Source organism: Xanthomonas fragariae, from assembly GCF_900183975.1.
GTDB lineage: Bacteria > Pseudomonadota > Gammaproteobacteria > Xanthomonadales > Xanthomonadaceae > Xanthomonas > Xanthomonas fragariae.
Genome location: NZ_LT853882.1, coordinates 983,243 through 998,179, shown reverse-complemented (window position 1 = coordinate 998,179; position 14,937 = coordinate 983,243). Strand labels below are relative to the sequence as shown.

Genomic DNA, 14,937 nt, shown 5'->3' with positions numbered 1-14,937 from the left:
GGGACTGCGCGTAACGCCCACAACAACGCCTTATCCCTGCACCTGCCCCGCCGCAGCCATCGCGCCGGACAGATCCAGCGTCGCCGCCGTGCCCTGCCCTGCGGTGGAATCCAGGCTCAGATGCCAGCCCAGGTGCTCGCATAAGCGCCCGATCAGTTCCAGGCCGATGCCGTTGCCTTGACGTGCGTTGCCGCGTGCCAGGCGCGTGTAGATCGCGCTGATTTCCTCCGGCGCCATGCCGTGGCCGGGGTCGGCAATGCGCACCACGCCGGGTGCGCTGAGCGAGACGCGAATGATGCCGCGGTCGCTGTTCTCGATCGCATTGCGCAGCAGGTTGCCGATGGCGGTCTGCACGATCGCCACCGGTGCGGTCAGGCTGCATAGCGGCAGCGGATCCATGACCACCTGCAAATCTTTATCGGCACACAGATGCGCGTGGTCGGCAACGATGTCCGGCAGCAACTGATCCAGCCGCAGCGTATCGCTGCTGCGCACCAGCCGACCGGGGTCCTTGGCGAGCACCAGCAACAAGGTGATCAGCTGTTCCACCGCAGCGCTGGTCTGCGCGATGCGTTCCAACTGGTGACGGACTGCGGGCGGTGTGCCGGGTTGTTCCAGCGCCAATTCCACCGCATTGCCGATCACCGCGATCGGTGTGCGCAGTTCGTGGCTGGCGCTGTCGATAAAAGCGCGTTCGCGTTCGACGAACTGGCTGTTGCGCTCGAGATAATCGTTGAGCGCGTCGGCAATCACGTATAGCTCGGCACTGCCCTGCGGCCCCACCGCAATCTGCTGTGCAGGCTGCTCCGGGCGCAGCGCACCGATGTCGCGCGCCAGTTCAACCAGCGGGCGCACCAGCCGCGCCATCGCGTAAGTGCCCATCGACAAGGTGATACCGATCAGCGCGATGCCGGCTACGAGCATCCAGCGGGTGAGGAATTTTTCGAGCGCTTCGAAATCGGTGATGTCCAGCACCAGCGCCAGGCGGCCAGCATGTGCGGTGTCACGCACCATCACCACGCTCTGGCGGCCGGCGATTTCCAGTTCGTCATGCAGGCCCGGATGCAGCGTACGTAGCACCGGCGGCACACCCGCACTGCCATCGACGCGATACAGCCGCAAGGTGTCCGAATCCTGCCAGTGGTAATTCTGATTCTGCGCGCTGCGGTCTAAAATGCTGTCCAGCTCCGAGTTTAGGAGCGAACGCCAGACGCCGTGCTCGGCGCGTTCGTGCAGGTACTGCGCGGTGCCGAACACGGCTAGCGTCATCAATAGTGTGTAGCCGAACAACCACACCAGCACGCGCCGGCCCAATGGGCGCTGTTTAGCCATCGCTGCAGTCGCCGGTGACCTGTTCGCTCGCGACATCCAGCACTGCCAGCCGATAGCCAAGACGCGGCAAGGTGTGGATCAGCTTCTGGGCAAACGGGCCATCCACGCTGCGGCGCAATTCGTAGATATGCGAGCGCAGCATGTCGCCATCGGGCGGGTCGTCGCCCCATAGCGATTGCTCTAATCGTTGCCTTGTCGCCGCCGCAGGACTGGCCTGCATCAGCACTTCCAGCAACTTGCGGCAGGCCGGATACAGGTGCAGCACCTGGCCGGCGCGGGTTGCTTCCAACGTGGCCAGGTCCAAACGCAGGTCGGCGACCTGCAACAGCTTACCGCGACGGCGGCCGTGCGCACGCGCCAGCAATGCCTCGATGCGGACCTCGAGCTCGGGCAGCGCGAACGGTTTGGTCAGGTAGTCGTCGGCGCCGGCGCGGAAGCCGGCGATCTTGTCGGGCAATGCGTCGCGCGCGGTAAGCATGATCACCGGCAATTCGCACTGGTGCTGCTCGCGCAGGCGGCGCAGCACTTCCGGTCCGTCCATGCGCGGCATCGTCCAGTCCAGCACCAGCACGTCGTAGGGCTGGGTGGTGGCCAGATGCAGGCCCGTGATGCCGTCGGGCGCTGCGTCCAGGATGTGCCCGCGCACTTCGAAGTAGTCGAACAGGTTGGCAACCATGTTGCGGTTGTCTTCGATGACCAGCAGCCGCATGCGCGGAGGTTCCAGGTGGTCCAGCGGGGACGGTGTGCGCATCCTAACCGAGCCTGGCCAAACGCGACCGTTATCATGACTGCGACAATTTTCCGACCTGCTGGCCAGACAGTGTGCCGCCCCATTGAATCAGAGCGTGCGCGTGTCGCCTGCCATCTCTGCCTCCACGTCCCGCCAGCGCGCGCTGCGTGCCGCGTTGCTGCTGATGGTTGCCAGCCTGCTTGCTGGCCTGGATCTGCACCAACCCAATCCACCGGACGAGCCGCGCTTTGTGCTGGCCGCGCGCACCATGGTCCAGACCGGTCAGTGGTTGCTGCCGCACCGTGGCGCCGAGTTGTGTGCGGAAAAGCCACCGGTCTTTATGTGGTTGCAGGCGGCCACCGGGGCGTTGGTGCCGCACTGCAGCGTGGTTTTTCTCTTACCTTCGCTGCTGGCGCGCTGACCACGCTGTCGTTGCGGGACTTGCTGCGGCATGTGCTGCGCGGGCCGGACATCGCTGGTTGTTGCTGCTGCCTGCTTTTTTTGTAGCCGGTACCGCCGTGTGGCGGGCCCGCTGGGCATCGCGTTGCTGCAGAGCAATGACCCGCAGTTGCATGCCTAGCGCACGAGATTGTTGTTCAAGCAGACCAGCACGCGTTACGCACACGCCTGGCATCACGTGAAGCCGTTCTGGTACTACCTGCAGGTGATCGCCACGCTGTGGTTACCTGGCTGTCTGTTGTTGCCCTGGTTGCTGCCGGCGTGGCGCTGGGCGGCGGCATCTCGCTGCATCTGCATTGGGCCGAAAACATCGCGTTGAAACGCGAAATGGACCTCGTCTCGATGCAGTCGGCTGGTCTGTGGTTGATCGGTTTGGGCATGCATAGCCTGGCTGCGGTTGCATGGCCGCGTAGCAGGCGCGCCGGCATTGCAGTGGTCGTGTGAACACAGCGCTTTGGACGGCGTACGGCCTGGGGTTGATACAGGCGCTGGATCCTTACAGCTCGTCTGCGCACTTGATGCAACGCGTGGGGCAACGCATCGGCCCGGATGCCGGGCTGGGCATGCTGGCCTGGCGCGAACAAAACCTGCTGCAAGCCGATCGCCCGACGGCCGGCTTCGGCTTCGGCTTCACAGCAAGTTGGCAGGAGCGGTGGGCCAAGGCCGGTCCATGGCTGGCGCAAGCGCCGCAGACGCACTGGCTGTTCGTGCTCAAGCAGGCTGTACCGGCCTGCACCGAGCCAGCGCAACGCATCGATATCGGCCAGTCCAATGGCAATCAATGGCAGCTGCTGCCGGGGACGGCGTGGCATGCAGGATGCGTCTCCGCACACTCGACAGCTGAACAGACAAGCCTGGATTACGACGCAAATTTACATATCTAGTATAATTTAAATTCTATACAACCTGGGTCCGACCACTTTCCGACATGCCGCTGTCGAAGATGCCAGACATTGACGACGACGACCGGCCCGATGCTTCGATGACCATGCTTCCCGCATACGCGCCTGTCCCGGCGCGCACTGCCACTGTGACGCAACCACGTTTTTTTATCTGGCATTTCTGGGTCCCGCTGGCATGTGCGGTGTTGGCCAGCGCAGTGCTGATGGGCGCCGGTGGCGACCAGCGGATTGCCGATGCGTTGTATCGGCTGGAAGGCGGGCACTGGCTATTCAAGGAGCACTGGTTTACCAATCGCGTGATTCATCACCACGGCAAATGGTTGAGCACGGCGACTGCTGTCGGCGTGCTGGTGCTGGCGGTCGTTGCATGGTGCAAGCCGCGCTTGTGCAAGCCGCGCTTGCGCAATCTGCGTTGGCCACTGACCTATCTGGCCACCTCGGTCGCACTATCGACTTCGCTGGTCTCGCTGCTCAAGTCGTGGACTGCGATGGATTGTCCATGGGATTTGAGCCGTTATGGCGGCACCCAAGCGATGATCGGGCTGTTTGAATCGCGCCATGGCATTGCCGCATCCGGTTGTTTTCCTGCAGGCCATGCCAGTGCCGGTTATGCGTGGGTGGCGCTGTATTTTTGTGCGCTGTCTCTCCGTCCTGCATGGCGCTTTGCAGGTTTGTTTGCAGGTTTAGTAGCAGGTCTCATTTTCGGTATTGCGCAGCAATTGCGCGGCGCGCATTTTCTATCGCACGACCTGTGGTCGTTAGCGGTGTGTTGGGTGAGCGCACTTGCGCTGTACTGCATGATGCTGGCGCGGCCGCGCCACGCGTTTGGTGTGATGTTGCAATCGGGGGATGCAGCATGAGTACCTGGTTACCGGAACCGCGTGGGCATCGTGGCCTGCACGCGCCGACATGGAGTACGCGGCCGACGCTGTCGACCGAAGCGCTGGTGTTGTTATCGAGCCTGTTTTTCGCACTGGTTTGCAACCAGTTGTTCTGGCGCACGGCAATGGCGACGCACCCCGGCAGCATCGGGTTCGCGATGTCGCTGATGGCACTATTGGTCGCCGTGCATGCCCTGCTGCTGGGCCTGCTGGTGTGGCGCTGGAACGCCAAGCCGCTGCTGACGCTACTGCTGTTCACCACCGCATTGGCCGCGCACTACATGGACAGCTACAACGTCTATCTGGATACGGACATGTTGCGCAACGTGCTGCATACCGACCACAAGGAATCGCGCGAACTGCTGACGCCCGGTTTGATTTTTCCGCTGGTGTGCGACTTTCTGATCCCCACGACCCTGGTATGGCGCACGCGTTTGCGCGCGCGCAGCATCGGCAAGTCGCTGCTCGTCCGCGTTGGATTTTTGCTGGCGGTGGCGGTGGTGGGTGCAGCAGGCACGATGCTGTCGTTCCAGGATATTTCGGCATTGATGCGCAACCATCGCGAGGTACGTTACCTGGCCACGCCAATCAACTACATCGTGGCACTGCGGCAGAATCTCACATTCAATTCGCCGATCAAGCACGCACCCAAGCAGCCGATCGAACACGATGCCATGGCCACACCGCGTGCGCCGGGAAGCCGCCCGCGCCTGTTGCTGGTGGTGCTGGGCGAAACCGCACGCGCGCAGAACTGGGGCCTCAATGGCTATGCACGCCAGACCACTCCGGAGTTGGCGCAGGCCGGTGTGATCAATTTTCCGGACATGCATTCGTGCGGCACCAGTACTGAAGTTTCGGTGCCCTGCATGTTCTCCCCGTATGGCCGGCGCGATTACAACGAAGACAAGATCGGCCGCCATCAATCGCTGCTGCATGTGCTCGAACACGCGGGCATTTCCACGCTGTGGCGCGACAACCAATCCGGTTGCAAGGGCGTGTGCGATGGCTTGGACATCCAGAACCTGGACGATGCCACCACGCCCGACCTGTGCGCCGATGGCCGCTGCATGGACGACATCCTGCTGAGCGATCTGGCCACACACGTACGTGCCAAACCCGGTGATCGCGTCGTGGTACTGCACCAGTTGGGCAGCCATGGACCGAGTTACTTCGAACGCTATCGGGCGCAGTTCGAACGCTTGAAACCCGTGTGCAAGACCGCCGATCTGGGCAGCTGCAGTCGTCAGGATATCGTCAACGCTTACGACAACTCGATCACCTATACCGATCATTTTCTCAACCAGGCCATCCACACGCTACGCGGGTTGCAGGACTACGACACGGCGATGATCTATGTCTCCGATCACGGCGAATCGCTTGGCGAAAAGGGCCTGTATCTGCATGGAATTCCATATGCAATCGCGCCCAAAGAGCAGACCCACGTGCCGATGGTGATGTGGTTTTCTCCGGAGTTCGCGCGCGACCGCGGTCTGGACCAAGCCTGCCTGCGCCATCGTGCCAATCAATACACCGATCACGATGCGTTGTTCCCCTCGGTGCTGGGACTGATGCAGGTCAAGAGCAGCGTCTACGCACCTGAGCGCGATCTGTTTGCACAGTGCGCAGGCCGCGCACTGCGCTGATCGGCCAAGCGTGGAGTGACTGTCGCCGCGTCGCGCATGTGCGGCGCCACTTGCCCTGAAACACGGCGCGCTCTAGCCTTCGCCGGACGTCACCGTAAGGACCAACCGTGAATCCTCGTTCGCTGTTGCTGACACTTGCCGCGATTGCCGGCACCGTGTCGTTATCGGCCTGCCGTCCGAATGCGGCACCGCCGGCCAAACCGGTCGCGACCAAGCCCGCGCCTGATGAAAGCGCCGACCAGTTCGTGGCGCGCATCAATGCCGAGTACAAGGCGGCGTATCCCGAACTCACCGCTGCGCAATGGCTATCGTCGACCTACATCAACGGCGACTCGCAATTGCTGGTGGCCAAGGCCAACGAGCGCTCGCTGGCGCAGTTGCAGCGCTGGATCGAACAATCCAAGCAATACGCAGGCACGCCGCTGTCGGCCGACAGCGCGCGTGCGCTGCGATTGCTGAAATTGATGAGCGCCCTGCCCGCACCGCGCGACCCGGCCAAGCTGGCCGAGCTGACCCGGATCGCGGCGAAGATGGAAGGCGATTACAGCGCAGGGAGTTATTGCGTGGGCGATGGCGAGCAGCGTCGCTGCCGCCAGCTCGGCGAGTTGGAACAGGTATTGGCTAACAGCCGCGATTACAACGAACAACTCGACGCCTGGCAGGGCTGGCATGGCACCGCACAGCCGATGCGCAAGGACTATCAGCGGTTTGTCGAGCTTGCCAACGAGGGCGCGCGCGGCTTGGGAGTTGCCGATGTCGGTGTACTGTGGCGCAGCGGTTACGACATGCCGCCAGCGCAACTGGCCAGCGAAACCGACCGTCTGTGGGAACAGGTCAAACCCCTGTACGCACAGCTGCAGTGCTACGCGCGCGGTAAGCTCGCGACGCAGTACGGCAAGGGCAAGAGTGAAGTCGCAGGCGGCATGCTGCCAGCGCATCTGATGGGTAATATGTGGCAGCAGGACTGGAGCAATCTGTGGGATCTGCTACAGCCGTATCCGGGTGCTGGCGATCTGGACATCACCTCGGCGCTGGAAAAGCAGTACCAGGGCAATCTCACTGCAGTGCTGGCGCGCAACGTCGCTAATAATGGCAGCGGCAGCGATGGTGGTGCCGCTGCACGCTTCAATGCCGAGCGCGAGGCACAGCTGCGCACTGCCAAACAGATGACCGAGCGCGCGCAGGGCTTCTACACCTCACTCGGCATGCCCACGCTTCCCGACACCTATTGGCAACGCTCGCAGTTCATCAAACCGCTGGATCGCGATGTGGTCTGCCATGCCAGCGCGTGGGATATGAACATGGGCGGGGCACCGAATCAGAACATCGGCGCGGATGTGCGCACCAAAATGTGCATCAAGCCAACCGAAGCAGACTTCACCACCATCTATCACGAGCTTGGCCACATCTACTACGACCTGGCCTATAACCCACTGCCGCCACTATTCCAGAACGGCGCCAACGACGGCTTCCACGAAGCGATCGGCGACACCATCGTGTTGGCGATGACGCCCAAATATCTGCAGTCGATCGGCATGGTCGGCGAACAGCAGGCCGGTCGCGAAGCATTGATCAATTCGCAGATGCGCATGGCCCTAAGCAAGATCGCGTTCCTGCCGTTCGGGCTGATGATCGACCGCTGGCGCTGGGGCGTGTTCGACGGCTCGATCACCCCTGAGCATTACAACCAGGCCTGGTGGGACCTGAAAGCCAAGTACCAGGGCGTGGCACCGGTGAGTCCACGCGGCGAAGCGTTCTTCGATGCAGGTGCCAAATACCACGTGCCCGGCAACACGCCCTACACGCGCTATTTTCTCGCGCATATCCTGCAATTCCAGTTCTACAAGGGCCTGTGCGAAGCCGCTCGCCATCAGGGCCCGCTGTACGCGTGCAGCTTCTATGGTAACAAGGACGCCGGACAAAAGTTCTGGTCGATGCTGCAGCGTGGCGCAAGCCAACCGTGGCAAACCACGCTGAAGGAACTCACCGGCTACGACCGCCTGGATGCCGGCCCGATGCTGGAGTATTTCGCACCGATGAATGAGTGGTTGAAGCAGCAGAATCAGGGGCAGTTGTGTGGGTGGCAGGCGATTGCGACTTCCCCACCAATCCAACCGGTGGCAACGCCATCAGTTGTGCAGCCCCAACAACTCCGGCACTCAGGCGCTGATACGCTACGCAGGCGCCAGCTCAATTGAGCTTGGCGCGGCCCTGCAAGCGTTCGCTGAGTTTGGTCTTGAACTGCTCGAACTCCATGCCATCGGCCTGCGCCTCGGCATGCGCAGCGTCCTTTAGCGCATCTGAATAGGTCAGCCGCACCGGCGTGCCCTGGCGTTCGTGCAATTCGGCGGCGCGCATGATCAAGGCCAGCACCTGCGCGGCGCTGGTGCTTTCGCCGGCGATGCGGCCGTCCATGTCCAGCACCCATTCGCCATCGCGGCGGACGATGCCGGCCAGCAGCATACGTTGCTGGTCGCGCAGTTCGGCATGCGGCTCGATCGGCGAGTCGGCGGTGACCTCGGCGGCGGCCTGGTTGCGCTGGCGCTCGGCGGCGCGCTTGCGGGCGTCGCGGCGCAGCTTGGAATCGATGGACATGCAGGCTCCTGTGAGGTCAGAGATGGTCGGCCGGCTCCAGAGGCAATACCTCCTGGGCCTGGCGGCGCCGCAAACGGCGGCCGCTGCGGTGCTCCCAGCGCCAGAATAGCCAGCCCAGCAAGAAAAAACCGGTCATACCGAGCGCCAGATAGTGCGGAGGTTCACTCAGCAACGGCGACAGCACCCCGGCCACCACCGTATTGGTCATCAACTGGGTGAAGGCCTGCAGCGAAGACGCCAGGCCGCGCTATTGCAGGTACATATCCAGCACCGCCAGCACCTGGATCGGGAAGATCAGGGCCATGCCCACGCAGGCCAGGAAAATCGGCAGCACCGCCCACGGCAGGGCGATCTGCGCCACCGACCGGGTGTAGCCCACCGAGCCGGCAATGAACAGCGCCAGTCCACCCCGCATCACCCGTCTGCGGCCCCAGGCATCGGACAGCGGCCCGTGCACCAGGTGCGGCGGGCTTGCCGCCAGGGCCACTGCAGACGCGCCGGGCGGCGCGCATGCACGCTATAATCAGCGGGCAACACGGTGGGAGAAGCGGCACTGCCGCTGCCGAAGGCGCAACAGCCCGTAATCGCTCAGGCCCGATACCATCCGCAGTACAACTCTGGAGAGACCGGCCGATGCCGGCGCCGAAGGGGCACGGAACGCAGGCAGGCCAAGCGCCATGCCGCGTTTTTAAACTCTCAGGCAAAAGGACAGAGGGGCACGAGGAAGACCGTCGCTGCGGCAGGTCGTAATGCGCTTTGCGCGTCAGGCCGGTCGCGGTGCTTGTCGACCATTCGTACGCCCACTGCCCAGGATGCCCGCCATGTCCCAGACTTCCTCTTCCCTGCGCGACCTCGAACACCACAACGCGTTCGTCGAACGCCATATCGGCCCAAGCGACGCGGAAATCGCGCAGATGCTGAGCGTGGTCGGCCACGCCTCATTGGATGCGCTGACCGACGCCATCGTGCCCGGCAACATCAAGTCGCCGGCTACGCTGGCGTTGCCCGACGCGATCACCGAAGAAGCGGCGCTGGCCAAGATTGCCGCCATCGCCAGCAAGAACCAGGTGCAGCGGACGTTTATCGGCCAGGGCTATTACGGCACCCATACGCCGAAGGTGATCCTGCGCAACATTCTGGAAAACCCGGCCTGGTACACCGCCTACACGCCATACCAGGCAGAAATTTCGCAGGGCCGCATGGAAGCGCTGATCAACTTCCAGACCTTGTGCGCCGACCTGACCGGCATGCAGATCGCCAACGCCTCGTTGCTGGACGAAGCCACCGCCGCGGCCGAAGCGATGACGCTGGCCAAGCGTTCGGCCAGGTCGAAGTCCGAGACGTTCTTCGTGCACGACGCGGTGCATCCGCAGACGCTGGAACTGCTGCGCACCCGCAGCGAGCCGCTGGGCATCGTGCTGCGCGTGGGCACGCCGGAAGAAGCGTTGCAGGCTGAGTGCTTTGGCGTGCTGCTGCAGTATCCCGATAGCTTCGGAAACATCGGCGACCACGCCGCACTTGCCGATACGGTGCATGCGCAAGGCGGCCTGGTCGCGGTGGCCACCGATCTGCTCGCACTGACCCTGATCGCTGCACCTGGAGAATGGGGCGCAGATATCGTGGTCGGCAATGCGCAGCGCTTTGGCGTGCCGTTCGGTTTCGGCGGTCCGCATGCGGCCTTCATGGCCTGCCGCGATGCCTACAAGCGCTCGATGCCGGGCCGTCTGATCGGCGTGTCGATCGATGCCGCCGGCAATCCGGCCTATCGCCTCACCTTGCAAACGCGCGAACAACATATCCGCCGCGAAAAGGCGACCTCCAACATCTGTACAGCGCAGGTGCTGCTGGCGGTAATGGCCTCGATGTATGCGGTCTACCACGGCCCCGACGGCCTGACCCGCATCGCGCGACGCACGCATCGTCTGGCCGCGATTTTGGCCGCCGCACTGCGTCATGCCGGTGTCAAGGTGGGCGAGCATTTCTTCGACACGCTGCATGTCAAGGCGATCGATGCCGAGGCGATTCACGCCAAGGCGCGTGCCGCCGGCATCAACCTGCGTGCAATCGACAGCGAAGCGGTCGGCATCAGCCTGGATGAAACCACCACCCGCGCCGATGTGGTTGCGCTGGCTGCATTGTTCGGCGTGCAGCTGGACGATGCACAAGCAGGTGCGAGTGTCGCGGGAGGCAGGATGCCGGGAGTGACCATCGATGCGCTCGACGCCGCCACCACCGATGCCTTGCCGCAAGGTCTGCTGCGCACCAGCGCGTTCCTGAGGCACCCGGTGTTCAATACCCACCACAGCGAGCACGAACTGCTGCGCTATATGCGCTCGCTGGCCGACAAGGATCTGGCGATGGATCGCACCATGATCCCGCTCGGCAGCTGCACCATGAAGCTCAATGCCACCGCCGAAATGATCCCGGTCACCTGGCCCGAGTTCGGCGCGATCCATCCGCTGGCACCGGCCGAACAGTCGGCCGGCTACGCGCAGTTGATCGACGAACTGGAAGCGATGCTGGTCGAGTGCACCGGCTACGATGCGGTGAGCCTGCAACCCAATTCCGGCGCGCAGGGCGAATATGCCGGCTTGCTGGCGATTCGCGCCTATCACCGCTCGCGGGGCCAAGCGCGCCGCGATATCTGCCTGATTCCCGAATCCGCGCACGGCACCAACCCGGCCTCCGCGCAGATGTGCGGCATGACCGTAGTGGTCACCAAGTGCGATGCCAACGGCAACGTCGATGTCGAAGACATTCGCGCCAAGGCAGAAAAATATTCCGAGCGTCTGGCTGCGCTGATGATCACCTACCCGTCCACGCATGGCGTGTTTGAAGAAGACGTGGTGGCGATCTGCGAAGCCGTGCATGCGCATGGCGGCCAGGTCTACACCGACGGCGCCAACATGAACGCACTGGTCGGCGTGGCCAAGCCCGGCAAGTGGGGCTCGGACGTGTCGCATCTCAATCTGCACAAGACCTTCTGCATTCCGCATGGCGGCGGTGGCCCAGGAGTGGGGCCATGTGCGGTGAAGTCGCATCTGGCGCCCTTCCTTCCCAGAACTTTGGGGAGCGAAGGCGACGTCGGCATGGTAAGCGCAGCCAGCTATGGCTCGGCCTCGATCCTGCCAATCAGCTGGATGTACGTGACCATGATGGGCAGCGCCGGGCTGCGCAAGGCGACCCAGGTAGCGCTGCTCAACGCTAACTACATCGCCAAGCATCTAGCGCCGCATTACAAGACGCTATACACCGGCCGTAATGGCTTGGTAGCGCACGAGTGCATCCTCGATATCCGCCCGCTGGAAAAGACCAGCGGCATCGGTGCCGAGGATATCGCCAAGCGTTTGATCGACTTCGGCTTCCACGCGCCGACGTTGAGCTTCCCGGTGGCCGGCACGCTGATGGTCGAACCGACCGAAAGCGAATCGCAGCACGAACTGGACCGCTTCATCGACGCGATGATCCAGGTCCGCGAAGAAATCCGCGCGATCGAAGACGGCCGCCTGGACCGCCAAGACAACCCGCTCAAGCACGCACCGCACACCGCAACGCAAGTGTCGGCCAATGAGTGGCCCCACGCCTACCCGCGCGAACTGGCTGCCTTCCCGCTGCTCAGCCTCAAGCAGCACAAGTACTGGCCGCCGGTGGCACGCGTGGACAACGTCTACGGCGACAAGAACGTGATGTGCACCTGTATCCCGGTCGATGCGTATAAGGGCGACGTAGAGGCGTAAGCGCCACCGCCGCGCAGGCAGGATCGGCGCAACGCCCGACTTCGTGCAGCATCATCGCTGTGCGTTGTGGGATGGCTGCGCCCACGCTATGTCAACGTCAGCGCATCTACCGGCGCATTACGCATCTACCGGCACATTAGAGTGGCCAACACACGCTAGTGAGCTGTAACACCGCGCAATAGTCGAGCTCGTTGCGCTTCACGCAGCGGTGTATTGCCGCATCGCTTGACAGAGGCAACAAGCAAATGCGATGGATCGCAAACTTCCATATGCATAAGAGTATTCGTTCGCATGCAGACACATGCAATTAACAGCGCCACTCCCAGGCTTTGCGGATCAGCCAGCATCCCAAGCCCGCGAGGTGCAGTTCCATGCCCAAGTCCCCCAGCAAACCCGAGCAACTGTCTGCCATCGCCGCGGCAAGCGCCACCTCCGATGTGTTGCGCGGTAGCGGCGATGAGTTGCACCAAAAGGCAGGCCGAACGCATCGGCAACTGACCACCAACCAAGGCATTGCGGTTGACGACAATCAGAACTCGCTACGCGCCACGCCGCGCGGCCCGACGTTGCTGGAAGACTTCATCCTGCGCGAGAAGATCACCCACTTCGATCACGAACGTATCCCCGAGCGCATCGTGCATGCGCGCGGCAGTGCAGCGCACGGCTACTTCGAACTGACAAAATCGTTGAGCCAGTACACCACCGCCAAGATCTTTACCGAGGTCGGCGAAAAAACCCCGCTATTTACCCGCTTCTCCACTGTCGCAGGCGGTGCCGGCTCGGTGGATACGCCGCGCGATGTGCGCGGATTCGCGGTGAAGTTCTATACCAAGGAAGGTAATTGGGATCTGGTAGGCAACAACATCCCGGTATTCTTCATCCAGGATGCGATCAAGTTTCCCGACCTCATTCATGCGGTGAAGATGGAGCCGGACCGCGGCTTTCCGCAAGCGGCCAGCGCACACGACACGTTCTGGGATTTCATTTCGCTAACGCCCGAGTCGATGCATATGGTGATGTGGGCGATGAGCGATCGCACCATCCCGCGCTCGCTGCGCATGATCGAAGGCTTCGGCGTTCACAGCTTCCGTTTCCTCAACGAGAACGGCGAGAGCACCTTCGTCAAATTCCATTGGCGCCCCAAGCTCGGCTTGCAGTCCACCATCTGGGACGAAGCAGTGAAGATTGCCGGTGCCGATCAGGACTTTCATCGCCGCGATCTATTCGAAGCAATCCAGCGCGGCAACTTCCCGGAATGGGAGCTCGGCGTGCAGTTGTTTACCGAAGCGCATGCCGACGCATTCCCCTTCGACCATCTGGATTCGACCAAGGTCATTCCCGAAGAACTGATACCGCTGCAGATCGTCGGCCGCATGGTACTGGACCGCTGGCCGGATAATTTCTTCGCAGAGACCGAACAGGTCGCCTACTGCGCAGCCAACATCGTGCCCGGCATCGACTTCAGCAACGATCCGCTGCTGCAGGGCCGCCTGTTCTCGTATCTGGATACGCAGCTAAGCCGTCTGGGCGGGCCGAATTTCCATCAGATCCCGATCAATGCACCCAAGTGTCCGTTTGCCAACAATCAGCGCGACGGTCATATGCAGATGGGTGTGCCCAAGGGCCGTGTCGCTTACGAACCTAGCTCACTACAAGCCGATACGCCGCGTGAGGCGCTGCGTGGATTCCGCAGCCATGCAACGCCGGCCGAAGACGGCGCAAAGGGCCGCGTGCGCGCGGAAAGCTTTGCCGATCACTACAGCCAGGCACGGCTGTTCTACCGTAGCCAGACCGCACCGGAACAGGCGCACATCGCATCGGCGCTGGTGTTCGAATTGTCGAAGGTAGAAACCGCACACGTGCGCGAGGCCATCGTCGGCCACCTGCGTCATATCGACCCGGCACTGGCACAGCGCGTGGCCGATGGCATGGGCATGACCACCTTGCCGCCGGCACCACCGGCAGCAGTGGCGCCCACCGACATGCCGTTGTCGCCAGCCTTGCAGCTGATCGGCAAGATGAAAGACACACTTCAGGGACGCACGGTCGGCATTCTGATTCACGATGGCTCCGATGCAGCTGCGATCAAGGCGATTCGCAAAGCGGCAGAAGCTGAGGGCGCTACCGTCAAAATCGTCGCGCCCAAGCTCGGTGGTGCCAAGCTCAGCGACGGCAAACAGCTGGCAGCCGATGGTCAGTTGGCAGGCACACCATCGGTCGTCTTCGATGCAGTGGCGGTACTGCTGTCTTCGGAAGCGGCGACATTGCTGACGCGCGAATCGGCTGCACTGGATTTCGTCAGTCACGCCTGGGCGCATCTGAAGGCGATCGCCTTCGACGATGGCGCGCAGCTGCTGCTGAACGCCGGTAACGTCGGTAAGGACGCCGGCGTGATCCCGGCAGCCGATACCAAGGCGTTTATCGCCGCGGCCAAAACCCGCCAGTGGGCACGCGAGCCGAAGGTGCGCATGCTGGCGTAACCGCATCAGCGCGAGCGACTGACGCAGGGTCGTCCCACGCCCAAGGTATTTTTGAGCGCGGGCAAATAGAAAATAGCAGGCGACTGCCCATCAGTTAGCAAGTGCGCAGTAGACGCGTTCCGTATACGACAGACTGCAAGCGCGAAACGCCGCGCAAGCATCTGCACTGCCCTAGAGC

Annotated in this window: 8 protein-coding genes, 2 pseudogenes and 1 riboswitch; of the genes and pseudogenes, 6 read left to right on the top strand and 4 right to left on the bottom strand. The window is 62.6% G+C overall.

Features of this window, described 5'->3' with window-relative positions; all coding sequences use genetic code 11:
- Positions 1–30: 30 nt before the first annotated feature.
- Entirely contained in the window at positions 31–1,332 is a 1,302-nt protein-coding gene (locus tag PD885_RS04530; RefSeq protein ID WP_002807799.1) for a sensor histidine kinase, read from the bottom strand.
- Entirely contained in the window at positions 1,325–2,041 is a 717-nt protein-coding gene (locus PD885_RS04525; protein WP_002807797.1) for a response regulator transcription factor, read from the bottom strand. Before PD885_RS04525 ends, PD885_RS04530 begins: the two co-directional genes overlap by 8 nt.
- A gap of 205 nt (positions 2,042–2,246) precedes the next feature.
- Between PD885_RS04525 and PD885_RS04520 the strand changes: the two are divergent.
- From PD885_RS04520 to PD885_RS04505, 4 genes and pseudogenes are all read left to right on the top strand, one after another.
- Positions 2,247–3,405 (top strand): annotated as a pseudogene (locus PD885_RS04520) (ArnT family glycosyltransferase).
- Positions 3,406–3,503: 98 nt separating this feature from the next.
- Positions 3,504–4,283, top strand: a complete 780-nt coding sequence (locus tag PD885_RS04515) for a phosphatase PAP2 family protein (RefSeq protein ID WP_002807796.1) — start codon at positions 3,504–3,506, stop codon at positions 4,281–4,283.
- Positions 4,280–5,947, top strand: coding sequence for a phosphoethanolamine transferase (locus PD885_RS04510; RefSeq protein WP_002807794.1), 1,668 nt, complete (start codon positions 4,280–4,282; stop codon positions 5,945–5,947). Before PD885_RS04515 ends, PD885_RS04510 begins: the two co-directional genes overlap by 4 nt.
- Before the next feature lie 107 nt (positions 5,948–6,054).
- Complete coding sequence (locus PD885_RS04505) at positions 6,055–8,145, top strand: M2 family metallopeptidase (RefSeq protein WP_002807793.1); 2,091 nt, start codon at positions 6,055–6,057, stop codon at positions 8,143–8,145.
- Here the strand turns inward: PD885_RS04505 and PD885_RS04500 are convergent.
- Complete coding sequence (locus PD885_RS04500) at positions 8,138–8,542, bottom strand: hypothetical protein (RefSeq protein WP_002807792.1); 405 nt, start codon at positions 8,540–8,542, stop codon at positions 8,138–8,140. The genes PD885_RS04505 and PD885_RS04500 overlap by 8 nt on opposite strands.
- A 16-nt stretch (positions 8,543–8,558) precedes the next feature.
- Positions 8,559–8,915, bottom strand: a pseudogene (locus PD885_RS04495) (Bcr/CflA family drug resistance efflux transporter); the annotation flags it as partial.
- Positions 8,916–9,149: 234 nt separating this feature from the next.
- A riboswitch (glycine riboswitch) is annotated at positions 9,150–9,264 on the top strand.
- Positions 9,265–9,354: 90 nt separating this feature from the next.
- Between PD885_RS04495 and gcvP the strand changes: the two are divergent.
- Positions 9,355–12,279, top strand: a complete 2,925-nt coding sequence (gene gcvP, locus PD885_RS04490) for an aminomethyl-transferring glycine dehydrogenase (RefSeq protein WP_082244254.1) — start codon at positions 9,355–9,357, stop codon at positions 12,277–12,279.
- 371 nt (positions 12,280–12,650) lie between these two features.
- Positions 12,651–14,759, top strand: coding sequence for a catalase (locus PD885_RS04485; protein WP_002807788.1), 2,109 nt, complete (start codon positions 12,651–12,653; stop codon positions 14,757–14,759).
- Positions 14,760–14,937: the final 178 nt, after the last annotated feature.